The organism is Vibrio sp. 2433-A1, assembly GCF_056726085.1.
Genome location: NZ_JBRESC010000014.1, coordinates 44026 through 68882 on the forward strand (window position 1 = coordinate 44026; position 24857 = coordinate 68882).

The following is a 24857-nucleotide window of genomic DNA, read 5'->3' on the forward strand; positions in this document are numbered from 1 at the left end:
AAATGATTCATCAATTTAACTGGAATTATAAAAATTATACAAAAAGTTGAGCCATATCCTTGGAAGTTAAGCTTTTGTCTGAGTAAACTATAAGATTCACTCAGAGAGGTGCCAAATGCAACAGTCTGACAATCAAGATGAACAGTTTACTCGCCAAGATGTGGAAATAATCTCAAAAGAAACACTGTTTCAGGGTTTTTTTAGAATGGTCAGATACCGCTTCAAGCATCGATTGTTTGAAGGTGGCTGGAGTGAGCCGATTGAGCGTGAAATGTTCGAACGTGGTCATGCTGCTGCAATGCTCCCATATGATCCTATCACTGATCAAGTTGTGATTATTGAACAGATCCGAATCGGAGCACTAGAACACCGAAGTCCTTGGCAGCTTGAAATTGTTGCAGGCATGATTGACCAAGGTGAAGTCGCGGAAGACGTCGTGCGCCGCGAAGCGATTGAAGAAGCGGGAATTGAAGTCGGGTTATTGGAAAAAGTGACCTCTTACTATCCTTCTTCAGGTGGTTGTTCTGAAATGCTGGATGTTTTTGTTGGCCAAGTCGACGCGAGCAAAGCGTATGGCATTCATGGTTTAGACTATGAAGGTGAGGACATTCGTGTCCATGTTATGTCTCGTCAACAAGCTTACCAGTGGGTTATCGATGGGCAATTTGAAAATGGCGCCTCTATCATTGCTATGCAGTGGTTAGAGCTCAATCATCAACGTTTGAAAGAAGAATGGAACAAGTAGCAATTAAGAAACCGTATCATGTTGATTTATCTGATTTGATGCGGACCTATGAAACAAACTACGCCAAATTAAACGCTTTGCTGCCAAATCAGCCGAGTGTCGATGACGTACGTTGCTACCAAGCTGCGAATATGACCTACCAAATTCAAGTGGTCGAAGTCACAAAGTACACAACTTTGGTCGATATCTGTCAAAGTGATGACGTTCCAGTATTTCCATTACCTACGATGTCTGTCAGGCTCTACCATGATGCTCGCGTAGCAGAAGTATGCGCTTGTGACCATCTGAAACGTGTGAATGCCCGATACAGTTATCCAAATGAGAAAATGCTCCAACAAGATGAAAAGGTTCAGCTCAACCGTTTTTTGGGTGATTGGCTTTCATTTTGTTTAAGACGGGGTATTAGTCGCACCCCATTGAATATTTAGGGTTTGTTTTGAAAGTTACGTCTATTTCATCAGATCAAGACAGCATCAAGCTGCTACAAATCACCGACACTCATTTGTTTGAGCCGTTGGACGGTAGCTTGTTAAGTGTCAACACACTCGACAGCTTTCATGCCGTTGTCGATGCAATTGTTGATAGTGGAGCAAGCTTTGATGCGATGCTCTCTACTGGTGATATCTCCCAAGACCACAGTGCGATCTCTTATCAGCACTTTGAACAAGGCATCGCAAAGCTGGAATTACCTTGCTTTTGGCTGCCGGGAAACCATGATTTTAAGCCGAGCATGAAAACGGTGCTACCTTCTACTCAGATTCAGCAAGTGGAACACGCGTTACTTGGTGAATACTGGCAAATGGTGTTGCTCGATTCTCAAGTTGTCGGTGTACCACACGGTTTCTTAACAGAGCAGCAGTTAACCTTGCTCGATGAAAAACTGACTGAGTACCCTGAACGTAATACTTTGGTGTTGCTTCACCATCACCCGATTTTGGTCGGCAGTCGCTGGCTTGATCAGCATACGCTTAAAGAAGCGGACAGCTTTTGGCGTGTGGTTGAAAAGCATAATAATGTGAAAGCTGTGGTGTGTGGCCATGTTCATCAGGATATGAACGTGATGCAAGGCGGCGTCCAAGTGATGTCGACGCCATCAACCTGCGTGCAGTTTAAACCTAACTGTGATGACTTTTCTCTCGATACCTTATCACCAGGTTGGCGTGAGCTAGAACTGCACAACGATGGCTCAGTTTCTACTGAGGTGAAACGTTTAAAACCAGGAAGCTTCCAACCTGATTTTAATTCAGCAGGCTACTAATGAAACCTTCATTGCTACTTTATATCCATGGCTTTAACAGCTCGCCTTTATCGCATAAAGCGAACGTAATGAAAGCGTACTGTGAATCACAAAGGCCAGATATCAAAGTAGTCATCCCGCGTTTACCGTGCTTCCCACAAGCTGCATCTAAATTGCTGCTCGATATCGTTAATCAGCATAAAGATGAGTACCGTATTGGATTAGTGGGCAGTTCTCTCGGTGGATATATGTCAATGTGGCTCAATGCTCAGTTTGGCTTTAAGGCGGTGGTGGTTAACCCCGCGGTCAAACCTTACGAGTTACTGGTCGACTTTCTTGGTGAACAAGAAAACCCTTACACCAACGAAAAGTATTTGCTCGAAGAAATGCACATCGATGAACTCAAAGCGTTAGATACTCCATCGATAGCATCCCCATCTGACTTTTGGCTGTTGCAGCAAGTGGAAGATGAAGTTCTTGATTATCGCCAAGCGGTGGCACATTTTTCCGGTGCTAGACAAACAGTAGAAGAAGGGGGGGATCATAGCTTTGTGAACTTTGAAAGTTACCCTGCACAGATCGTCAAATTCTTACAACTCTGACTCTCATTGAGGGAAGAGTCATAATTTTACTTGTTACTTACTTATCTCTCTTGACATAATTAGGTCTGTTCCAGACTATGTTTCTCCTGTGCTAAGCAGGATTTAAAGCGATTAGAATTTGTTCGCACTCTCAATGAGTCAAATCATTGAGCATATATTTACCTGCCTGTTTAGCTACTCCATTTATTCTTTATAAAGATATTCCGTATTATGACTGAACAATATAATGCGAAAGACCTTTCGGTTCTTGAAGGTCTTGACCCAGTACGACATCGTCCTGGCATGTATACCGAGACAGAGCGTCCAAACCATCTTGCACAAGAGGTTATTGATAACTCGGTCGATGAAGCACTTGCTGGGCACGCAAAAAAGATCAAAGTCATTCTCCATGCAGACCAATCACTAGAAGTGATCGATGATGGTCGGGGCATGCCGGTTGATATTCACCCTGAGAAAGGTATCTCAGGTGTTGAACTTATCATGACCAAGCTACACGCTGGTGGTAAGTTCTCTAACGACAATTATAAGTTTTCTGGCGGTCTACACGGCGTTGGTATCTCAGTAGTAAATGCGCTCTCTAAGCGTGTTGAAGTGACGGTGAGACGTGGTGGTGAAATACATGAAATTGCCTTTGAAGGCGGTAACGCAGTCACTGAACTTACTGTGACAGGCACTTGTGGTCACCGTAATACTGGTACTTCTGTGCACTTCTGGCCAGATTCTAAATACTTCGATAGCTACAAATTCTCTGCACTGCGCCTAGTAAACAACTTGCGTGCGAAAGCAGTTCTTTGTCCTGGATTAGAGATTACTTTCAGCGACAAAGTGAACAACGAAGAACATAAGTGGTTCTATGAAGACGGCCTAAAAGACTACCTTTCTGAAGGTGTTAAAGGCTATGAAGTTCTTCCAGCTGAACCGTATATCGGCGAATTTACCGCTGATACTGAAATGGCAACGTGGGCGGTAATCTGGCAGCCAGAAGGCGGCGAGATGATCACAGAAAGTTACGTTAACTTGGTTCCAACCAAACAAGGTGGTACGCATGTTAACGGTCTACGCCAAGGTCTACTTGATGCGATGCGTGAGTTCTGTGAGTTCCGTAACTTGTTGCCACGTGGTGTTAAGCTAACCGGTGACGACATCTTTGACCGTTGTTCTTATGTCCTGTCGGTGAAGATGCAAGATCCTCAGTTTGCAGGCCAAACTAAAGAGCGTCTTTCATCTCGTCAAACTGCGGCGTTTGTTTCTGGCGTGGTTAAAGATGCCTTCAGCTTGTGGTTAAACGAAAAACCGCAACTTGCTGAACAACTGGCAGAAGTGTGTATCGCTAATGCTCACCGTCGTATGCGTGCAAGTAAGAAAGTTGTGCGTAAGAAGGTGGCATCAGGCCCTGCATTGCCGGGTAAGCTGACTGACTGTTCAGTCCAAGATTTAAATCGCACTGAAATCTTCTTTGTCGAGGGTGACTCGGCAGGCGGCTCAGCAAAACAAGCCCGTGATCGTGAGTTCCAAGCGGTGATGCCACTGCGCGGTAAGATCTTGAATACGTGGGAAGTCTCTGCTGACCAAGTCCTTGCCTCTCAAGAAGTGCATGATATTTCAGTTGCGCTGGGTATCGACCCTGATAACGACAACCTCGATGGCTTACGTTACGGCAAAATCTGTATCCTTGCCGATGCGGACTCGGATGGTCTGCACATCGCAACGTTATTATGTGCTCTGTTCACTCGTCACTTCCGTGCATTAGTGGAAGCGGGTCATATCTATGTTGCAATGCCACCTTTGTATCGTATCGACTGCGGCAAAGAAGTGTTCTACGCCCTAGATGATGATGAGAAAGAAGGGGTTCTTGAGCGTCTATCGAAGAAGAAAGCCAAAATCAACGTACAGCGATTCAAAGGTCTGGGTGAAATGAACCCACTCCAACTGCGTGAAACAACCATGGATCCAAATACTCGTCGCCTGGTTCAGTTAACCATTGATGACAATGAACAGACCATGGAAATGATGGATATGTTGCTAGGTAAGAAGCGCGCGGATGACCGCCGTCACTGGCTGCAATCTAACGGTGATATGGCAGAGGTTTAATGAATGTCTAGTGAGATTACATACGATGGCGTTGAACAGTTGCCGATGCGCAAGTTCACTGAAGACGCTTATCTGAATTACTCAATGTACGTAATTATGGACCGCGCATTGCCATACATTGGCGATGGTTTGAAACCGGTTCAACGACGTATTATTTACGCAATGTCGGAGCTTGGTCTTTCGGCGTCAGCAAAATATAAGAAATCAGCACGTACCGTTGGTGACGTGTTAGGTAAATACCATCCACACGGCGACTCAGCGTGTTATGAAGCGATGGTATTAATGGCACAACCATTCTCTTACCGTTATCCACTTGTGGACGGTCAAGGTAACTGGGGTGCGCCAGATGATCCTAAATCTTTCGCTGCGATGCGTTATACCGAAGCGAAACTGTCTAAGTTTGCTGAAGTACTGTTAGGCGAACTTGGCCAAGGTACGGTCGAGTGGCAACCTAACTTTGACGGTACAATGAAAGAGCCGCAGATGCTACCTGCACGTCTGCCGCACATTCTACTGAATGGTGTTACTGGTATCGCCGTAGGTATGGCTACTGATATTCCGCCTCATAACGTGCGTGAAGTGGCTGATGCCGTGATTCATTTAATCGATCATCCAAAAGCAGAACTGCCGGATGTCATGAACTTTGTTCAAGGCCCTGATTATCCGACCGACGCAGAAATTATTTCTCCGAAAGCGGATCTTGAAAAGATCTACCGCACTGGTCGTGGCAGTATCAAGATGCGTGCGGTTTGGCACAAAGAAGGCTCTGATATTGTTATCACTGCTTTGCCACATCAAGTATCGGGCGCGAAATTGCTAGAACAGATCGCCAACCAAATGCGTGCGAAAAAGCTGCCAATGGTGGATGATCTGCGTGATGAATCGGATCACGAGAACCCAACGCGTATTGTTGTTGTACCTCGTTCAAACCGAATCGACTGTGATCAGTTGATGAATCACTTGTTTGCGTCAACGGATTTAGAGAAAAACTTCCGTGTAAACCTGAACATGATTGGTCTTGACAATCGCCCACAGGTGAAAGGCTTAGTACAGATTCTTTCTGAGTGGATTGAGTTCCGTCGCGCGACTGTTCGCCGTCGTCTACAGCATCGCCTTGATAAAGTGATGGCACGTTTGCACATCCTTGAAGGTTTGTTGATTGCGTATCTAAATCTTGATGAAGTAATCGAAATCATCCGTACTGAAGATGATCCTAAAGCGGTGCTGATGGCGCGCTTTGGTATTACTGAAATTCAAGCTGACGCCATCCTAGATACCAAACTTCGTCACCTAGCCAAGCTAGAAGAGATGAAGATCCGTGGTGAGCAAGATGAGCTTGAAAAAGAGCGTGAGAAGCTAGAGAAACTCCTTGGCTCTGAACGTCGCATGAATACGCTATTGAAGAAAGAGATTCAAGCTGACGCTGATAAGTACGGTGATGATCGTCGTTCTCCTCTGGTTGAGCGTGCTGAAGCGAAAGCTCTTACTGAGCGTGACCTAGTTCCAAGTGAACCTATTACTGTTGTTCTGTCTGAGAAAGGCTGGATTCGTCACGCGAAAGGACACGATGTTGACGCAGAAGGGTTAAACTACAAGTCTGGTGATAACTACCTTGCGCATGCGCGCGGTAAGAGTAACCAGCAAGCGGTGTTCCTTGGCAATGATGGGCGAAGCTACTCGCTAGAATCTCATTCTCTGCCATCTGCACGTAGTCAGGGCGAGCCAATTACAGGTCGACTTAACGTTAATGCGGGCAGCCAAATTCGCCATGTAGTGATGGGTGAAGAAGAGCAGCTATGGTTGATTGGTTCTGATGCAGGCTACGGTTTCGTGTGTAAGGGCAGTGACTTACTGTCTAAGAATAAGAGTGGTAAGGCACTGGTGACACTGCCTGCCAACTCTGAAGTGATTTCTCCGCAAACCATCAGTAATTTGGATAGCGATGAAATCCTGACGATTACTAACCAAGGCCGAATGCTGCTGTTCCCAATTAAGGATCTGCCTCAGCTCGGTAAAGGTAAGGGTAATAAGATCATCAATATTCCAGCTGCAAAAGCGAAAGAGCGTGAAGAGTACGTCTCTCACTTGCTCTCTTTACCGCAGGGCAGTTCGGTGACTTTGTATGCTGGTAAGCGCAAGTTGGGACTGAAGGCGTCAGATCTCGAGAACTTCCGTGGTGAACGTGGCCGTCGTGGCGGTCTGTTACCGAGAGGCTTGCAGAGAGTGACTCGCATAGAGATTGAATCAGCGGAAAGCTCAGATTCACAAGAGTCTCAAGAATCCTAACAAAAACCCCATGCCAAGGCATGGGGTTTTCTTTTTCACCCACTCGCGAATTTTAATCCCGAGTATCTTCTTCGATGGTCACTTGCAAGGTCTGCTCTTTCCCTTTGCGTAGAATCAACACATCAACCACTGTTCCCGGTCGAAGTTCAGTGACAATATCCATAACGCTTTGGCGGCCATTAATTTTCTGATCGTTAATTTTGAGAATGATATCTTGCGGCTCAAAGCCTGCGTTGGCAGCCGGTCCATTAGGGTCTACGCCTAATACAACGATCCCCCCTAAATGCTCGCTGCCCAGTAGTCTTGAGGTAACGGAGTTAATGTCTTGGCCATCGATACCAATGTAGCCCCGAATTACACGTCCATCGGCAATGATTTTTTGCATGATCTTATTGGCCAGCGAGTAAGGAATCGCAAATGAAATTCCATAGGTTTCAAGTTCCGTCGCTTGTTGGAACGAAGCAGTATTGATACCGACCAGTTCACCACGAGTGTTAACCAATGCGCCTCCAGAGTTACCTTCATTGATGGCAGCGTCTGTTTGAATAAAGGCTTGGTGACCATCGGCACTGATTGATGAGCGACCAGTGGCTGAGATAATACCGAAAGTGGTGGTTTGCCCTAGGTTGTATGGGTTACCAATGGCTAACACGACATCGCCAACAATCGGGGCATAGTTAGGGTTTAGTGGAATGACAGGTAGGTTGTCTCCCTCAACTCGTAATATAGCAATATCTGTGCGACGATCTTTACCCACCAACTGTGCCGCTGCAACACGACCATCTTGCAGTGCGACAATGATTTGGTCAGCTTGAGCGACTACGTGATAGTTGGTAATGATGTAGCCTTTCTCACTCACGATCACTCCAGAACCTAAGCCTTGGGTAAGCAGTTTAGAGCGATCTTTCTCTGTGTATTTTCGGCTATAGATGTTTACTACGGCAGGTGCGGCTCTACGCACTGCCTTATTAAACGAAATCTGCGATAAGTTATCGATGCTGCGATCTTCAGGCACATCTTGGGGAAGAATATTAGTGCGTAGAGAGGGCACGGCTACTAACAACAGAGCGGCTGTTGCCAAACCTAAGCCAACAGAACGCAATAAAAACTGCAGCATGCTTTCCTCGTCATCGTTATAAAAGGGATAAGTTGGTGAAGAATAGCATTAGATGAGAAAATAATAAAAGGACAGCCGCTTATGCTGCTGTCCTTTCAAGGTTGTATCGCATTTTGTCTTGCTGAGCGGATTAGCGATTAGCGAATCACTAGGTAGATGCTTCGCTCTCCGCGTTGAATGTTCAGGGCTAACACGCCTGATTGTTTCTCAACGATTTTTCTAAACTCAGCAAGGTTTTTCACTCTCTGGCGATTTACTCCAATAATGATGTCATCTGGTAGTAACTGATAGGCCTCGGCATTCGAACCAGCTTTAACAGCGGTCACTTTAACGCCTTGTACCTTGTCTGAGGCACTGGTGTTACTTAACTGAGCGCCTGCTAATCCGTCGTGTAGCTTATCAGCAGTCGTCTTCATATTGGCTTGCTCACCTAAGGTCACATCAAAAGATTTCTCTTTGCCGTCGCGAATGATGCCCAAGGTTACCTTTTTGCCCGCGCCTAGTGTCGCAACTTTGGCACGTAACTCACTAAAAGAGTTAATTGCTTTGCCGTTGACTGAAACAATCACATCTCCCGCTTTTAACCCAGCCTTATCTGCGGCGCTCTCTGGCACGACTTGGCTAATAAATGCTCCTTTACTTGACTCATAGCCAAGTGCTTCCGCAAGCTCTGAGGTGATTTCTCCGCCTTGAACGCCAAGCATACCGCGTTTCACTTCACCAAAGTCGAGAATCTGCCCGGTGAGGTTAGTCATCATATTAGACGGAATAGCGAAACCAATACCGACATTGCCGCCATTTGGTCCCAAAATCGCGGTATTAATACCAATCAATTCTCCGTTGAGGTTGACCAGAGCGCCACCGGAGTTACCGCTGTTAATCGCCGCGTCGGTTTGAATAAAGTTTTCGAAGTTTTCTAGATTTAAGCCACTTCGGCCTAAAGCAGAAACGATACCCGAAGTGACGGTTTGTCCTAGGCCAAATGGGTTACCAATCGCGACAGTGAAATCACCAACGCGTAACTTATCTGAGTCAGCGATTTTAATTTCGGTCAGGTTTTTCGCTTTCTCTAGTTTGAGTAACGCCACATCTGACATTTGATCGCCACCGACCAGTTCGGCGTCGTATTCGCGACCATCATGCAGTTTGACACGGATTTTCTCTGCACCATTAATTACATGGTAGTTGGTAACCACGTAACCTTTTTTAGCATTGATAATTACACCTGAACCAAGCCCTCTAAATGGACGTTCTTGCAACTGTTCGGTAGGAAAGTCGGGACCAAAGAAGAAGCGGAATTGATCAGGGATATGCTGCTTCGATACTTGAGTGCCTTCAACAGAGATGCTGACGACAGCTGGGGTTACTCGTTCTAGCATTGGCGCTAGGCTTGGTAATTGTTCGCCATCAACAGACAACGGCAGTGCAGCTGTTGCTTGAATCGGCGTGATAATCGAACTTAGGCTTAAAGATAGGACAGTTAATGCAAGCAAAGGTTTTTTCATCGGATACTCCTACTAAGTTAAGGGCCTGATACTGATATGTATACGACAAATCAGATTTCAATGGTCACTTGTAGGAGTTATGACTCAAAAACCTTTGCAAAGTTCAGCAAAAAAAATCGTTATGAAGCTTTTGCTGACACCACATCTTGAGAATCAAGAATCTCTTTCTTCTCTTCTTTGAGTAGGCCAGTTGAGCCTGACGCGTAATCTTTTGGTGCTTCGTTAAGCGGTTGAATGTTAGCCAGTACTTCGACATTTTCATTCTTGCTCGACGTTTCTGATTGCTGGTTAATCTTCTTCACGAATGGGTTGTCTTGCTCTGGAATGTTCGGCAAGAGTTCACCAGAGGTCTTTGCCATGTGCTGGTAAAGCTTAGTGTACTCTTTACCAAGTGAGTCCAACATTTCTGCTGATTGGGCAAAGTGGTCAGCAAGGTCTTGTTTTTGCTGCTCTAATTCAAATTTAGCGCTTTCTAGATCTTTTTGGACACTCTTTTGTTTTTTGTAACTAGGCGTTGTTAAGCGAGAAATGACCACACCTAATACTGTACCGACAAGCAAACCAATTAAGGCATACATCCAAGGCATAATAGCTCCTTATTATTGTTATTTAACATGTTTTTTACTGGTTGGTTACACATGTTGAGCTCACATGGTACTATGAGAGTCTTAGCCAATAAAGAAAAATGCATGTGCTCTACATAGCAGTTTCATAGTCTTCTTCATTAGGTAACGAAGCGATGACGCCATTAGAAATCTATAACAACGACATAAAAGAACATGGTTTTCAGAAGGATGCAGCTCAACTTCAAGCTGTTTCTGCCCTTGATAAGCTTTATCACGAATTTCTTGAATACTTGAATACGCCAATCGAAAAGCCAAGTGGTTGGCGGAGTTGGTTCTCCAAGAAACCCGCAGATTTACCTCAAGCACCTAAAGGGCTCTATTTTTGGGGCGGAGTGGGGCGTGGCAAAACCTATTTGGTGGATACTTTTTTCGATTGCTTGCCGACTGAGAAGAAAATGCGTGTTCACTTCCACCGTTTTATGTACCGAGTTCACGACGAATTAAATGCGCTCGGTGACGTAAACGACCCGTTGGAGTTAGTGGCTGACAAATTTAAATCTGAAACAGAAATTATCTGTTTTGATGAGTTTTTCGTTTCCGACATCACTGATGCGATGATTTTGGCCACCTTGTTTCAAGCATTGTTCAAGCGAGGGGTGATTTTGGTTGCCACCTCTAATATCCCGCCGGAAGATTTGTATCGTAATGGGTTGCAGCGTGCTCGTTTCCTACCGGCGATTGCTTTGATTCAAGAAAACTGTCACGTACTCAATGTGGATAGTGGCATCGACTATCGACTCAGAACTTTAAAGCAAGCCGAAATATACCACTACCCACTCGACCAGCAGGCAAGTGAAAACTTAGCGCACTATTACGAACAGCTGGTCGGAGAAGGTAAACGTGGCGCAAAGAGCATCGACATCAATCATCGAGAAATAGCGGTTATTCAAGCTTCAGAAGATGTACTGCATGCCACCTTCGAGCAATTATGCCAGTCAGCACGTAGTCAGAATGACTATATCGAGATGTCTCGTATTTACCACACCGTATTGTTGGCTGACGTTAAGCAAATGCATAGCACCATCGATGACGCAGCGCGACGCTTTATCGCACTAGTGGATGAGTTTTATGAGCGCAATGTAAAACTGATTATTTCATCGGAAGTGGCATTAGAAGAGCTTTATGCTGGAGGATTGCTTGAGTTTGAGTTTAAACGTTGTCAGTCACGGTTGATTGAAATGCAAAGTCATGATTATTTAGCGAAAGAGCATTTAGCTTAACTGCTCGCCAAGCCAGAGCAGGATTGAAAAAAAATGAATTTTTTCTGCGAAAAGAGGTGATTTTTTCTACTGACTTCTCTATAATCCTGCGACCCACCGTTACTGCAGACCTTATTATCGAAGGTATTTCGACATAACGGGTCGAGAGTGCCAACCACTCGAAGGGGTGTTGACTGGACTCTTAGTCAGTGGGAGCGAAAGCTCCTTAAGTGTAAATTTAATTATTGAACGGGTTATTATTAGCATGAAAACTTTCGTTGCTAAACCAGAAACTGTAAAACGCGACTGGTACGTTGTAGACGCTGAAGGTAAAACTCTTGGCCGTCTAGCAAGTGAAATTGCATCTCGCCTACGTGGCAAACACAAAGCTGAATACACTCCACACTGTGACACTGGTGATTACATCATCGTTGTTAACGCGGAGAAAGTTACTGTAACTGGTAACAAGGCTAAAGGTAAGATTTACTACCGTCACACTGAATTCCCAGGTGGCCTAAAATCAATCAGCTTCGAGAAGCTAATTGATCGCAAGCCAGAGATGGCTCTTGAACTAGCAGTTAAAGGTATGCTACCACGTGGTCCTCTTGGCCGTGCTATGTACCGTAAGCTGAAAGTTTACGCTGGTGCTGAGCACAACCATGTTGCTCAACAACCACAAGTACTAGACATCTAATCGGGGATTTCGAAAATGGCAGATAATCAATACTACGGTACTGGCCGTCGCAAAAGCTCAGCTGCACGTGTTTTTGTTAAACCAGGCAGCGGCAACATCGTAATCAACAAGCGTAGCCTTGATGAGTACTTTGGTCGTCCAACTTCTCGCATGGTTGTTAAACAGCCTCTAGAGCTAGTTGAACTAACTGAGAAACTAGACCTATACGTTACTGTTAAAGGTGGCGGTATTTCAGGTCAGGCAGGTGCGATCCGTCACGGTATCACACGTGCTCTAATGGAATACGATGAGTCTCTACGTCCTACTCTACGTGCAGCTGGTTACGTTACTCGTGACGCACGTTGCGTTGAACGTAAGAAAGTTGGTCTACGTAAAGCACGTCGTCGTCCACAGTTCTCTAAGCGTTAATCTTTTTTCGAAAAGATTCGCTTCCAATGCTTGCATTGGGATGTGGTACCAAAAGCCTGGCTTCTGCCAGGCTTTTTTGTTTTCCCCTCAAAAAAATCTCCTATCCGACACATACTTAATGTTTGAGTTATCCTACTTCATCTCCTTTTGTGACCTCACTGGCGATTCATCTCACAAATGTTACAAAAAGGTAGCTTTATCTTGTCAAAAAGTAGGGTTTTATTTATCATTTGCCGTCAAATAAATACAACTAAATTCGTATTTTGTTAGCCATGCTCTTTAAGCGGAATAACAATAATCCACAAGGAGCAAATGGGAGAATGTTTGGATGAGCAATGCGCCTTTAAATAACGGTCGCAGACGTTTCTTAACCGCTACAACAGCTGTTGTTGGTGGTTTAGGAGCCGCTGCAGTCGCCGTTCCTTTTATTAAATCTTGGAACCCAAGTGAAAAAGCCAAAGCTGCGGGTGCCCCTGTTGAAGTTGATATCGGTAAACTTGAAGAAGGGCAGATGGTTCGTGTCGAGTGGCGTGGTAAACCTGTATGGGTTGTACGTCGTGCACAAGCTGTCGTAGACGGGCTTAAAGCGATCGATGGTCAATTACGTGACCCTTCATCAGGAGAAGAACAACAACCGACTTACGCTCAGAATGCTTACCGCTCAATTAAGCCAGAGTACTTTGTCGCTGTTGGGATCTGTACACACCTTGGTTGTTCTCCAACCTATCTACCTGACAGTTTTAATGAACAAGTTCAGGGTGTGAAGTCAGGTTTCTTCTGTCCATGTCATGGTTCTAAATTCGACATGGCAGGCCGTGTATTCCAGGGCGTTCCAGCGCCATTGAACCTAGTTGTTCCAAAGCACATGTACTTAAGCGATACGAAAATCCTTATCGGTGTTGACGAAGAAGGGGAGGCATAATGCAAGCTCTACTTGATTGGGTAGAAAAACGCATACCCGCAATGAATGCGTACAAGAAGCACCTTTCTGAGTACCCGATGCCAAAGAACTTTAACTTTTGGTATCTATTTGGCTCACTAGCGATGCTTGTATTAGTTAACCAGATCCTAACGGGTATTTGGCTAACGATGAACTATGTACCGTCAGGTGATGGTGCCTTCGCTTCAATCGAATACATCATGCGTGATGTAGAGTACGGTTGGCTACTGCGTTACATGCACTCGACAGGTGCTTCTGCGTTCTTCGTCGTCGTTTATCTGCACATGTTCCGTGGTCTTATCTACGGTTCATACCAGAAGCCTCGTGAGCTACTGTGGATCTTTGGTATGCTTATCTTCCTAGTGTTGATGGCTGAAGCCTTCATGGGCTACCTACTTCCATGGGGCCAGATGTCTTACTGGGGTGCTCAGGTAATCATCTCTCTTTTCGGTGCTATTCCAGTTATCGGTGATGACCTAACACTATGGATCCGTGGTGATTACGTTATCTCTGGTGCGACGCTAAACCGTTTCTTTGCTCTACACGTTATCGCACTACCAATCGTACTTCTGCTGCTTATCGTTCTACACGTACTAGCACTACACGAAGTGGGTTCAAACAACCCAGATGGTATTGAAACTAAGCTTCCTAAAGGCACAATGGGCGACGACTACAAGACTCAGTTCCCATTCCACAAGGATTACACTAAGAAGTACGACATCATTGATTCTATTCCTTTCCACCCGTACGGAACGGTGAAAGATATGGTCGGTGTTGCTGGTTTCCTATTCTTCTTCTGTTACGTGCTGTTCTTTAACCCAGAGATGGGCGGTTACTTCCTTGAACCACCTAACTTTGAAGCAGCAAACCCTCTGAAAACACCTGAGCACATTGCTCCTGTATGGTACTTCACTCCGTTCTACGCGATCCTTCGTGCGGTTCCGGATAAGCTACTAGGTGTTATCGCGATGGGTGCATCGATTGCGGTTCTATTTGTGCTACCTTGGCTAGACCGTTGTCGCGTACGTTCTTACCGCTACCGCAGTAAGTTCCATTTATTCAACATCATCCAGTTCACGATCAGCTTTATTGCGTTAGGTGTCCTTGGTGCGCTTCCAGCAACACCAACTTACACGCTACTAGCTCAGATCTTCAGCTTAGCTTACTTCATGTTCTTCGTGCTGCTGTACTTCTACAGTAAGAACGAAGCGACTAAGCCACTACCAGAAAGGGTGACATTCAAATGAAAAAATGGATTGTAATTTTATTTGCAATGCTGCCTTCATTGGCAATGGCAGCGGGTGCGAACGTACCACTTGATAAAGCAAACAACGACCTGAGTGATCAAGCGTCACTGCAAAACGGTGCGAAACTGTTTATGAACTACTGTTTCGCCTGTCACTCAACTCAGTACCAACGTTACGAGCGTGTTGCTCGTGACATTGGCATCCCTGTTGATTTGCTCAAAGAAAACCTAATCTTTGACCCAGAAGCAAAAGTGGGCGACTTGATGGAAAACGCGATTCCTGACAAGTCAGCAGCTAAATGGTTTGGTGCTCCACCGCCAGATCTAACGCTGGTAGCTCGTGTTCGTGGTACAGATTGGCTATACACATACCTACGTTCTTTCTATGAGGACCCTAGTCGTCCATTTGGTGTAAACAACATTGTTTTCCCAAGTGTTGGTATGCCTCATGTTTTAGAAGAGCTACAGGGTATTCCTAAGCCTATCTTCGAAACGCACGTTGTTGACGGTAAAGAGGTGACTAAGGTTGTTGCTGTTGAGTCTGACGGTACAGGTGAGCTAAACACGGAAGAGTATGACAATGCAGTTCGCGACCTAGTGAACTTCCTAGAGTACTCAGGTGACCCAGTTAAGCTAGAGCGTCATGCATTAGGTTGGTGGGTAATGGGTTTCTTAGTGATCTTCACTATTGTTGTTGTGCTGCTGAAGAAAGAGTATTGGCGTGATGTGCACTAATTGTGCTATTATACTGTGCTAATTCCCAATTTTGAACTTAACAATGGAGGCTTAGCCTCCATTGTTTTTATATTTGTAAGTGTGCTGGAGGGCTCCATGGCTGTAGCTGCCAATAAACGTTCTGTGATGACTCTATTCTCAAGTGCATCTGATATGTATAGCCATCAGGTACGTATTGTTCTAGCGGAGAAAGGTGTAAGTGTTGAAGTTGAACTAGTAGATGAAGCAAATCTACCAGCTGAACTTATCGAGCTTAACCCGTACAAGACAGTTCCAACATTAGTTGACCGTGAGCTTGCGCTTTACGATTCAAAGATCATCATGGAATACCTAGATGAGCGTTTTCCTCATCCACCGTTGATGCCTGTATACCCGGTTGCTCGTGGTAACAGTCGTCTAATGATCTACCGTATCGAGAAAAACTGGTACACGCTTGCTGAAAAAGTCGTTAAAGGCAATGCTGAAGAAGCGGAAGCTGCTCGTAACAAACTACGTAACGACCTTCTAACTCTTGGTCCTGTATTCGCAGAATACGAATACTTCATGAGTGAAGAGTTCAGCCTAATTGATTGCTATTTAGCACCGTTATTATGGCGTCTACCACAGCTTGGTATTGAGCTAGTTGGCCCTGGTTCTAAAGAGCTGAAAGTTTACATGAACCGCGTATTTGAGCGTGATTCATTCCTAGCTTCTCTAACAGAAGCTGAACGTGAAATGCGTCTAACTCGTTAATTGGCGAGAAGATGGATATTGCAAACATGACACCACGCAGACCATATATGCTACGTGCATTTTATGATTGGCTGGTGGATAACGACTTAACGCCACACTTAGTTGTGGCGGCAGACCTTCCTGGGGTTCGTGTACCGCTAGAGTTTGTCCAAGATGGTCAAATCATTCTTAATATCGCACCACGAGCGGTAGGGAATCTAGAGTTAGGCAACGAAGCGATTACTTTCAGTGCTCGTTTTAGTGGTCGCCCACATTCTGTTATCGTTCCACTGTATGCTGTTCAAGCGATTTATGCGCGTGAGAATGGCGCTGGCACAATGTTCGAGCCAGAAGATGCGTACATGGGTGAATATGAAGAAGAAGGTATCTTCGAAGAGGAAGTTACAACAGAAGAGTCGCCTTTATCTGTTGCTACTGAATCTGTAGAAATCGAGACTTCTGCTGTGACCGATGGTGATGAGCCACCAAGACCAAAAGGTCGCCCAAGTTTAAGAGTCGTCAAATAATAAAAAAGCAGCGTTTAACGCTGCTTTTTTTGTCTATCAATTCGCTGATTTTAGTTTTCACTTTCACCTGAATGAAATGCTCGAACCACTTGCTTAACGCCTGAGATGTTTCGTGTGACATCAGTGGCAATATCAGCATGTTGCTGTGATACGTAACCAAGTAAGAACACTTCTCTATCTTCGGTAATCACTTTGATCTTCACGCCGCTCAGGTCAGAGTTAGCCAGCAGTGCTGACTTTACCTTGGTGGTAATCCAGCTATCGTGGCTAATTTCGCCCATCGACAATGGCGGTTTAACTCTAAGTTGGTTGTGAACGTTCTTAACCCCTTTGATTTTGCGCGTTTGGGATTCCAAATCGCGCTTTAGGGCTTCTGTGTTGGCTTGTCCTACCAATACAACGGTACCGTCGTATGAGCTTGCTGTTACACGGGCATTACCGCGAAATGGTGCTTTATTGCCAATGCCAGCGACTTCGAACTCTATGTTATTATCGTACCAGATCTCTTGAGTGGTTCTAGGGTCGATAACAATGCTTGCTGTCGTCGCGGCTCCCGCAACGAACAAGCCGGCACAGCCTGTCGTGGAAAGGATAAACAGTGATAACAATAAAGCCTTAATTGAATGCATAGCTTACTCTTCGTGCGCTGGGAATAGTACTTGGTCGATAAGATCGCACAAGCAATGCAGCGTCACCATATGAACTTCATGAATTCTTGCAGTTCTGTGAGAAGGGATACGGATTTCTACATCATGCTCACCAAGTAAGCCGGCCATTTCGCCACCGTCTTTGCCTGTCAATGCAATGATAGTCATATCACGAGTTACAGCCGCTTCCATCGCTTTGATAATGTTTTTGCTGTTACCGCTGGTTGAAATAGCTAGCAAAATATCACCAGGTTGACCAAATGCGCGTACCTGTTTAGAAAAGATCTCTTCATAGTGGTAGTCATTTGCAACGGCAGTCAGAGTTGTATTGTCTGCAGTAAGAGCCATGCCGGGTAGGCTCGGGCGCTCAGTTTCAAAACGATTAAGAAGACAGGAGACAAATTGTTGTGCGTTTGAAGATGAGCCGCCATTGCCACAGCATAGGATTTTATTACCATTCAACAGGCTAGCGACCATAGCTTGAGCGGCATGGGTAATAGCATCTGGCAGCGCCTCCGCAGCGGCGATTTGGATCTGAATACTTTCTGTAAAACTGTCTTTAATGCTATCGAGCATTGTTTATCCTTGAGTTATTGCGTTTTTTATCCACTCGATTTGTTCACCATTTTGATGGATGGCGACTAAGTCAAAGCGAAAATCAGTTGAATAGACGGACAAGCGATTTTTCATCAGCCACACATTGGCTGTTCGAATTAGCTTTTGTATTTTTGAGCGAGTGACAGTCTCTGCAGCATGACCAAAAGCTTGGCTCTTTCGGTAGCGCACTTCAACGAAAACAATGCTGTCCTTATCGCGCATGATGAGATCTAGCTCACCACCTTTAGCAAGGAAGTTTCGCTCAATTAGCGTTAAGCCGCAACTGATAAGATACTTTTCAGCTGCGGCTTCATAGTGTTGGCCTTTGGCGCGCTTAGTGATTAACACCGTGTTCAGCCCAGCTGATTTCACGTTGTACCACACAGTTTTCATCAATGCTTAGAGTACCTGTATTACCATCAATCGTATAATCGGTCACGACTTTCATTTGTGGTAAATGTTCCATTAAGCGGTAAGCATCCATACCTAGTGCCTGTAAGCGTTTTTCAGCGTTTGAATCTTTGGGCCATAACTGGTCCATTTGCGCTTTAAGTGCTGCATCTGGATGTATTAGCAATGGAATATCGCTATACATTACCCCTGATAGATCTTCGTACTGATGGCGACCACTGTTGCTGCGTGAATTAGAGTATAGCTTCGGTGGCACTGTGTCAGGGTTAATCGCGACTTCGATAAACGGCTTAATCAGGGTTAGCTCAGCACTGTTGGCAACGATGTACACTGAGTCAATATCACGACGGCTACGAGGTTGGCTTTCTAGCGGCGTGCTCAGTAGTGACTCCATTTGAGCAATGTTTTGTTGGCTTGCTTGTAGGCCAAATACATTATTGATGTCACGTTGAAGTTGGCGCTTATCACCGAACAAGCTTACTGCAACTTTGTTGTCACTGTATTTTTTCCACTCTTGCTCGAAAGCTTCAACAACGCGAGGACCCAAACGACCTTTTGGCGCTAAGATGAGTGGGAATTTGTAGCCTTGTGCAGCTAAGTGTTTTGCTGCCTGAGCCACTTCTTGCTCTGGTGATAGAGCGAGATAGCAAACATTGGTGTCTGGTTTAACGTCATCAGGAATATTGAGCGCTAGTGCTGAGATATTGCTGTTTGAGCTAGCCAAAGACTCCTGCAGTTGCTCAATGTTATCTTTGATTAACGGGCCGACAACCGAGTCGATTTGTTTGTCACTTAGCGCGAGCTTAATTTCGTCAGCAGATTGCGCGTTGGTATCAATGACTGTCAGCGTTGCATTTTCATCGCGCTCATCGTCATTCATCATTTCAAGAATGAAGCCATCACGAATTAGCTTTGCTTGCTTAGCGAATTTACCTGATAACGGCAACAGCAATGCAGTATTGACTGGTTTAGTCATTTCAAGTGCCATGATGTCGAGGATGCTTTGCGGAGTGTAAAGAGCAGCAGGATGGTTAGGATTAGCAGCTAACCATTGCTCAAGTTGACTTTGCAGCTCTGGTAGGTGACTAGATAGTGTTTTGGTATAGCCAGATAGCTCAAGCCAGCCAAGCCAGACTGAATTGGTTTCCTGCGCTCGTTGCGCTTCTAACTCTGAGGCTGGAATTAGGCTAAGGTTACGCCAAATGTTCTGAGCCAGTTGTGGCTGTTCCTGCTCTGATGCAAACTGACTACCCAAAGAGATCTCTTTAGTCGCGTTGTAGTTATCACCTTGCCCCGCAAACAACGAAGCACGCAGCTGATGGTAGTTTTGCCACTGTTCATCAGCCAATTGCCATGATGGGCGGAAGTTGAGTTGTGCTAGTGCATCTTGCGGCTTTTCTTGAGCGATCAGTAATTCAGCACGGGCAAGTTGCCACTCTGCTTGTTGCATGTCACTAAGTGACTGGCGAGCAAGGCGTTTGATTAGTAACTCTGCTTGAGCGACATCGCCATCATCTACCGCCGCTTTCAGCGCCATAACCAACCAATCGTTTTGCAAACTCCCTGTGCTGCTGTCCGCTCGCATCAAATAGGTCTGAGTCGGTTGGTTTGGATCCAAAGTAATATCGACACTTTGCGGTGTCTTAGGAGCAGAGGAACACGCCGCCAATGCGACAGCGAGTGCTACAGGAGTCAATAAGCGTGTTACACTGAGACGCTTGTGGTTATTCTTGGCCATGAGTTCTTTACTAATTCCGTATAAAATTGTGTCTATATTAATCGTTGAAGTGATGGTAAACAAATGACAGATAACAAAACCTTACCAACAGAGGTTCCAACTCTCTATATCGTACCTACGCCAATTGGCAATTTAGGTGATATTACTCAACGAGCGATAGAAGTTCTATCTACAGTCGATCTTATTGCCGCTGAAGATACACGACATACAGGTAAGTTGTTGTCTCACTTCTGTATTCAGACTAAAACTTTTGCTCTTCATGATCATAATGAACAACAAAAAGCGCAAGTGCTAGTCGACAAATTGTTAGCGGGGCACTCTATTGCACTCGTTTCTGATGCTGGAACCCCATTAATAAGTGATCCAGGATACCATCTTGTCAATCAATGTCGTCAAGCAGGCGTCAAAGTTGTTCCATTACCAGGTGCATGTGCGGTGATCACGGCGTTGAGTGCGTCAGGTCTGCCATCCGATCGTTTCAGCTTTGAAGGCTTTCTTCCTGCCAAAAGCAAAGGACGTAAAGATAAGTTTCTAGAAATTGCGAAGGCAGAGCGTACCTGTGTATTTTACGAGTCACCTCACCGTATTCTAGACTCGCTTGATGACATGCTAGAGATTCTTGGTGCAGAGCGTGAAGTGGTGCTTGCTCGCGAGCTAACCAAAACGTTTGAAACCATTCAAGGGATGCCACTCGGCGAGCTTATTGAGTGGGTTAAGTCAGACCCTAACCAGCAGCGTGGTGAAATGGCGTTGTTGATTCATGGCTATCGTGCGGAAGCAGACGATACTTTGCCGGAGGAAGTGACGCGCACTTTAACGATTTTAACTAGAGAGCTGCCTCTGAAAAAAGCCGCGGCAATGACAGCAGAGATCTACAATCTGAAAAAGAATGCGCTCTACAAATGGGGTTTAGAGAATCTGGACTAAGCATCTTGAGGAATGAAAATCGAGTTTGATACTACTTGTTACTTCATCTCGTTGTCCTCAAGTGTGAAGTATGAACGAATAGGGGCTCTCTATTTTTGTTAGAGGCTCCCTCCTCATTCTTTCATTGTTCTTTGGAATGACCCACTCTCGATATTTAACTGCCCGTTTTTTGCCCAGTTAACACCCTCATTGCATCATATCTGTGATCTCGCTAGACACTTACCTGATAACTCTATACAATCCGCCCTCGGAGCTGACTGGGTAGTCGCTGCTTTGTTGATGTCCTTCGGGAGACTGACGTTGAGGTCCTTTTAGGAAACTGACGTTGACGTCCTTCGGGAGACTGACAAGGGGGAGGAAAGTCCGGGCTTCATAGAGCAAGGTGCCAGGTAACGCCTGGGGGGCGCAAGCCCACGACAAGTGCAGCAGAGAGAAGACCGCCGATGGCCCTAGGGCACAGGTAAGGGTGAAAGGGTGCGGTAAGAGCGCACCGGACGACTAGTAATAGTTCGTAGCAAGGTAAACTCCACCTGAAGCAAGACCAAATAGGCCTCCACATTGCGTTGCTCGCGTAAGGAGGCGGGTAGGTTGCTCGAGCCAGTGAGTGATTGCTGGCCTAGACGAATGGCTACCGCCGCGCAAGCGGAACAGAACCCGGCTTATGTGTCGGCTCCACCTATTCGAGACCCATCGTAACTTTATTGTTATGATGGGTTTTTTGCTTTTAATTGACCTAATTTATTTTCTAACGATTAAACTTGGCGCAAAATCACGTGTTCTTTCACGCTAGAGGTGGCGATAAGCCGCTAAATCAGTACACTGGAGTGTCAGAATTCGTCAATGCGACAGCTACATGAGATAACTATGACCGAAGTATTTAAACATATATCCGTACTTTTACATGAATCTATCGATGGTTTAGCGATCAAACCTGATGGCATCTACATAGACGGAACATTCGGTCGTGGTGGTCATAGCCGCACAATTCTCTCTAAATTAGGTGAGAGTGGTCGTCTTTACAGTATCGACCGTGATCCTCAAGCGATCGCTGAAGCGGGTAAAATCGATGACCCTCGCTTTACAATTATCCACGGTCCTTTCTCTGGTATGGCGCAATATGCGGCAGAGTATGGCCTTGTCGGTAAAGTTGATGGCGTACTGCTGGATCTCGGCGTGTCGTCTCCTCAGTTAGATGATGCTGAGCGTGGCTTTAGCTTTATGAAAGACGGTCCACTAGATATGCGTATGGACCCGACATCGGGTATCCCAGTTTCTCAGTGGTTGATGGAAGCAGACCTTGATGATATTACCTGGGTTATCCGTGAGTTTGGTGAAGATAAACACGCGCGTCGAATTGCGAAAGCGATTGTTGCTTACCGTGAGAACGAAGAAAATGAACCAATGACACGTACTGGTCAGTTGGCGAAGTTAATTTCTGAGGCTGCACCAAAGAGCTTTAAAGAGAAAAAACACCCAGCAACACGTTCTTTCCAAGCTTTCCGTATCTATATCAACAGTGAGCTAGAAGAGATTGATACAGCACTGAAAGGCGCAGCGAGCATTTTAGCTCCTGAAGGTCGTTTATCTGTGATCAGTTTCCACTCCTTGGAAGACCGCATGGTGAAGCGCTTCATTCGCAAAGAGAGCAAGGGCCCTGAAGTCCCTCACGGTATTCCAATGACGGAAGAACAGATTAAAGCCCTAGGCAGTGCAAATTTAAAGCCTGTTGGTAAAGCGATCAAACCATCAAAACAAGAAGTTGAAGAGAACGCTCGCTCGCGCAGTTCTGTCCTTCGTATTGCTGAGAAACTTTAATTAGCAATGAGTAAGTCGTCTCCAAACCTAACTAAATTAATTGCGCTTGACCTGATTAGTGTTGGGCGCGTGCCACTTGTTTTACTGGTACTGATTTTTGCTAGTGCAATGGGCGTCGTATTTACCACTCACCACACTCGTCATGCGATTACCGAGAAAGACAAAGTCATGGTCGAGCGCGAAAGATTAGACAATGAGTGGCGTAACTTACTATTAGAAGAGACCGCCTTGGCTGAGCATAGCCGAGTTGAGGCGATAGCCAAAAAAGAACTGGATATGAAACGTCCAGACTCAGATAAAGAAGTCATCATTAATCTCCCATGAGCAAAAAAGTAAAACCAGCAGAAGCTAAATCAGACGAACAGCCAACGACTCTTATTCGTTGGCGTTTCTATCTTGTTCTTTTCTTTGTGTTCTGTGCGTTTGCTGCACTGTGTGCCCGGATTGCTTATATCCAAATTATTGAGCCTGATAACCTGATCAAACAAGGTGATATGCGCTCGATTCGCGCTAAGACCTTGCACTCGGCGCGAGGAATTATCTCAGATCGAAATGGTGAGCCTTTGGCTGTGAGTGTCCCTGTTGAAGCAGTATGGGCCGATCCTGCCACCATTTTTAAACAAGGCGGCTTGGAAGATATTAATCGCTGGTACGCATTAGCTGATGTACTAGGTCTTAAGCGCCAAGAAATGGTCGACAAGATCAAGCGTAACAAGAAAAAGCGTTTTATCTATCTCCAGCGTCAAGTTAGCCCTCCTATGGCGCATTATATTCGTGAGCTTAAGCTAGCTGGGATCGGACTTAAAGCTGAGTCAAAGCGTTACTACCCAGCGGGTGAAGTTAGTGCCCACTTAGTCGGTGTGACTGGTATTGATGGTCATGGCCTTGAAGGTGTTGAGCGCAGCTATGACAAGTGGTTAACGGGTGAAGCGGGTAAGCGTATCATTCGTAAAGATCGTTATGGCCGTGTGGTAGAAAATATTTCATTAGAAGAGCGAGAAGAAGGTAAACCGCTTAAGCTCACTATTGACCAACGAATTCAAGCTATTGCTTATCGAGCGGTTAAGCAGGCAGTTGCGGATTATCGTGCAACTTCAGCCTCTGCAGTTATTTTAGACGTCAAGACGGGTGCTGTTTTGGCGATGGTAAATGCGCCATCTTATAACCCAAATAACCGCTCTGATCTGCAATCTGCCAAAATGAGAAACCGAATAATTACCGATGCGTTTGAACCAGGCTCGACGGTAAAGCCTTTTGTAGTATTGGCTGCATTAGGGGATGGTGCCGCGAATGATAAAACGGTCATTGATACGGGTAACGGTATTATGCGTATTGGTGGGAGTCGGGTGCGTGACTCATCTAAGGTTGGTAAAGCGGATTTGACGACCATCTTGAAAAAGTCGAGTAACATTGGTGTAGCAACATTGGCACTTAGGATGCCATTAGAAGATCTATTGGGGATGTATAGTTCAGTAGGATTTGGGGAAGTATCAGGTTTAAACCTTATTGGTGAGACTGCTGGTATTTTTCCAAATCGACGTCGTTGGTCAAAATTTGAAATTGCCACGCTTGCATTTGGCTATGGTCTTACGATAAGCCCTCTTCAGCTTGCCCACGCATATGCAACCTTAGGTAACTTGGGTGAGTATCAACCGATTCATATTATTGAAAACCATCAGCAGAACTTATCTAAGCAAGTTATTGATCGTGACAATGCACGTAAGGTGCTAAATATGTTAGAAACTGTGACGCAGCCAGGAGGGACAGCAACTAAAGCAGCGGTACCAGGCTTTAGAGTTGCAGCCAAAACAGGTACGTCTCGTAAAGCAATCGCAGGCGGATATGGTGATGAATATTTTGCTTACACGGCGGGGGTGGCCCCTTCGAGTGATCCTAGGGTTGCGTTAGTTGTGGTGGTCAATGAGCCCCAAGGTGACAACTATTACGGTGGCTCAGTCGCGGGCCCTGTATTTTCAGAAATATTGAAAGGTACACTACAGATCTTAAATGTAGCACCTGATGAAAATCGATTTAAACAAGATTAAGTGAGTTT

The 24857-nt window shown here is 45.4% G+C and carries 25 protein-coding genes and 1 other RNA gene; 19 read left to right on the forward strand and 7 right to left on the reverse strand.

Annotated features, from left to right (window positions below; all coding sequences use genetic code 11):
• The first annotated feature begins 115 nt into the window (after positions 1 to 115).
• The 6 genes from nudF (at position 116) to parC (ending at position 6961) form a co-directional block, all read left to right on the forward strand.
• Positions 116 to 745 carry an ADP-ribose diphosphatase gene (gene nudF / locus ACU01J_RS14840; protein WP_481086409.1) on the forward strand — a complete coding sequence of 210 codons (630 nt, stop codon included), beginning with the start codon at positions 116 to 118 and terminating at the stop codon, positions 743 to 745.
• On the forward strand, positions 733 to 1173 hold the full coding sequence (locus tag ACU01J_RS14845; RefSeq protein ID WP_481086410.1) for a DUF1249 family protein: 441 nt from the start codon (positions 733 to 735) through the stop codon (positions 1171 to 1173). Before nudF ends, ACU01J_RS14845 begins: the two co-directional genes overlap by 13 nt.
• A gap of 8 nt (positions 1174 to 1181) precedes the next feature.
• Entirely contained in the window at positions 1182 to 2003 is an 822-nt protein-coding gene (cpdA, locus tag ACU01J_RS14850) for a 3',5'-cyclic-AMP phosphodiesterase (protein WP_481086411.1), read from the forward strand.
• Positions 2003 to 2584 (forward strand): esterase YqiA, encoded by a 582-nt coding sequence (gene yqiA / locus ACU01J_RS14855; RefSeq protein ID WP_481086412.1) that lies wholly within the window; start codon positions 2003 to 2005, stop codon positions 2582 to 2584. Before cpdA ends, yqiA begins: the two co-directional genes overlap by 1 nt.
• Positions 2585 to 2794: 210 nt before the next feature.
• Positions 2795 to 4675 carry a DNA topoisomerase IV subunit B gene (gene parE, locus ACU01J_RS14860; protein WP_481086413.1) on the forward strand — a complete coding sequence of 627 codons (1881 nt, stop codon included), beginning with the start codon at positions 2795 to 2797 and terminating at the stop codon, positions 4673 to 4675.
• A 3-nt stretch (positions 4676 to 4678) separates the two neighbouring features.
• Entirely contained in the window at positions 4679 to 6961 is a 2283-nt protein-coding gene (parC, locus tag ACU01J_RS14865; protein WP_481086414.1) for a DNA topoisomerase IV subunit A, read from the forward strand.
• Between the two features lie 52 nt (positions 6962 to 7013).
• Here parC and degS read toward each other — a convergent pair whose 3' ends face one another.
• The 3 genes from degS to zapG all read right to left on the reverse strand — a co-directional run bounded on the left by degS (position 7014) and on the right by zapG (position 10170).
• Complete coding sequence (gene degS / locus ACU01J_RS14870) at positions 7014 to 8078, reverse strand: outer membrane-stress sensor serine endopeptidase DegS (RefSeq protein WP_481086415.1); 1065 nt, start codon at positions 8076 to 8078, stop codon at positions 7014 to 7016.
• Between the two features lie 137 nt (positions 8079 to 8215).
• A complete protein-coding gene (locus tag ACU01J_RS14875; protein ID WP_481086416.1) occupies positions 8216 to 9583 on the reverse strand; it encodes a Do family serine endopeptidase in 1368 nt (455 codons plus the stop codon).
• A gap of 119 nt (positions 9584 to 9702) precedes the next feature.
• Positions 9703 to 10170 (reverse strand): Z-ring associated protein ZapG, encoded by a 468-nt coding sequence (gene zapG, locus ACU01J_RS14880; RefSeq protein WP_481086417.1) that lies wholly within the window; start codon positions 10168 to 10170, stop codon positions 9703 to 9705.
• 152 nt (positions 10171 to 10322) lie between these two features.
• Between zapG and zapE the strand changes: the two genes are divergently transcribed.
• The 8 genes from zapE to sspB all read left to right on the forward strand — a co-directional run bounded on the left by zapE (position 10323) and on the right by sspB (position 16669).
• Entirely contained in the window at positions 10323 to 11429 is a 1107-nt protein-coding gene (gene zapE / locus ACU01J_RS14885) for a cell division protein ZapE (RefSeq protein ID WP_481086418.1), read from the forward strand.
• 244 nt (positions 11430 to 11673) lie between these two features.
• Positions 11674 to 12102, forward strand: coding sequence for a 50S ribosomal protein L13 (gene rplM, locus ACU01J_RS14890; protein ID WP_004744972.1), 429 nt, complete (start codon positions 11674 to 11676; stop codon positions 12100 to 12102).
• A 15-nt stretch (positions 12103 to 12117) separates the two neighbouring features.
• Positions 12118 to 12510 (forward strand): 30S ribosomal protein S9, encoded by a 393-nt coding sequence (rpsI, locus tag ACU01J_RS14895; RefSeq protein ID WP_004415472.1) that lies wholly within the window; start codon positions 12118 to 12120, stop codon positions 12508 to 12510.
• A gap of 328 nt (positions 12511 to 12838) precedes the next feature.
• Complete coding sequence (gene petA / locus ACU01J_RS14900; protein WP_481086419.1) at positions 12839 to 13432, forward strand: ubiquinol-cytochrome c reductase iron-sulfur subunit; 594 nt, start codon at positions 12839 to 12841, stop codon at positions 13430 to 13432.
• Complete coding sequence (locus ACU01J_RS14905; RefSeq protein WP_053440149.1) at positions 13432 to 14697, forward strand: cytochrome b; 1266 nt, start codon at positions 13432 to 13434, stop codon at positions 14695 to 14697. Before petA ends, ACU01J_RS14905 begins: the two co-directional genes overlap by 1 nt.
• Positions 14694 to 15431, forward strand: a complete 738-nt coding sequence (locus ACU01J_RS14910) for a cytochrome c1 (protein WP_134836475.1) — start codon at positions 14694 to 14696, stop codon at positions 15429 to 15431. Before ACU01J_RS14905 ends, ACU01J_RS14910 begins: the two co-directional genes overlap by 4 nt.
• A 96-nt stretch (positions 15432 to 15527) precedes the next feature.
• Entirely contained in the window at positions 15528 to 16163 is a 636-nt protein-coding gene (sspA, locus tag ACU01J_RS14915; protein ID WP_053440147.1) for a stringent starvation protein SspA, read from the forward strand.
• A gap of 11 nt (positions 16164 to 16174) precedes the next feature.
• Positions 16175 to 16669, forward strand: coding sequence for a ClpXP protease specificity-enhancing factor (gene sspB / locus ACU01J_RS14920; RefSeq protein ID WP_481086420.1), 495 nt, complete (start codon positions 16175 to 16177; stop codon positions 16667 to 16669).
• 50 nt (positions 16670 to 16719) lie between these two features.
• On the opposite strand, the gene ACU01J_RS14925 is transcribed toward sspB, so the two are convergent.
• The 4 genes from ACU01J_RS14925 to ACU01J_RS14940 are packed head-to-tail and all read right to left on the reverse strand — an operon-like array spanning position 16720 to position 20062.
• Positions 16720 to 17298: a BON domain-containing protein gene (locus ACU01J_RS14925; protein ID WP_481086421.1), complete on the reverse strand. Its 579-nt coding sequence runs from the start codon at positions 17296 to 17298 to the stop codon at positions 16720 to 16722.
• A 3-nt stretch (positions 17299 to 17301) separates the two neighbouring features.
• Entirely contained in the window at positions 17302 to 17892 is a 591-nt protein-coding gene (locus ACU01J_RS14930; protein ID WP_004415461.1) for a phosphoheptose isomerase, read from the reverse strand.
• 3 nt (positions 17893 to 17895) lie between these two features.
• Positions 17896 to 18306, reverse strand: coding sequence for a YraN family protein (locus ACU01J_RS14935; protein WP_481086422.1), 411 nt, complete (start codon positions 18304 to 18306; stop codon positions 17896 to 17898).
• On the reverse strand, positions 18248 to 20062 hold the full coding sequence (locus ACU01J_RS14940; RefSeq protein ID WP_481086423.1) for a penicillin-binding protein activator: 1815 nt from the start codon (positions 20060 to 20062) through the stop codon (positions 18248 to 18250). Before ACU01J_RS14940 ends, ACU01J_RS14935 begins: the two co-directional genes overlap by 59 nt.
• A gap of 63 nt (positions 20063 to 20125) precedes the next feature.
• Between ACU01J_RS14940 and rsmI the strand changes: the two genes are divergently transcribed.
• The 5 genes from rsmI to ACU01J_RS14965 all read left to right on the forward strand — a co-directional run bounded on the left by rsmI (position 20126) and on the right by ACU01J_RS14965 (position 24849).
• A complete protein-coding gene (rsmI, locus tag ACU01J_RS14945; protein WP_481086424.1) occupies positions 20126 to 20989 on the forward strand; it encodes a 16S rRNA (cytidine(1402)-2'-O)-methyltransferase in 864 nt (287 codons plus the stop codon).
• Positions 20990 to 21238: 249 nt separating this feature from the next.
• Positions 21239 to 21667, forward strand: an RNA gene (rnpB, locus tag ACU01J_RS14950) — RNase P RNA component class A.
• Positions 21668 to 21853: 186 nt separating this feature from the next.
• Complete coding sequence (gene rsmH, locus ACU01J_RS14955) at positions 21854 to 22804, forward strand: 16S rRNA (cytosine(1402)-N(4))-methyltransferase RsmH (protein ID WP_481086425.1); 951 nt, start codon at positions 21854 to 21856, stop codon at positions 22802 to 22804.
• A 6-nt stretch (positions 22805 to 22810) separates the two neighbouring features.
• On the forward strand, positions 22811 to 23128 hold the full coding sequence (ftsL, locus tag ACU01J_RS14960) for a cell division protein FtsL (protein WP_481086426.1): 318 nt from the start codon (positions 22811 to 22813) through the stop codon (positions 23126 to 23128).
• Positions 23125 to 24849, forward strand: coding sequence for a penicillin-binding transpeptidase domain-containing protein (locus tag ACU01J_RS14965; protein WP_481086427.1), 1725 nt, complete (start codon positions 23125 to 23127; stop codon positions 24847 to 24849). The genes ftsL and ACU01J_RS14965 overlap by 4 nt, the downstream gene beginning before the upstream one ends.
• Positions 24850 to 24857: the final 8 nt, after the last annotated feature.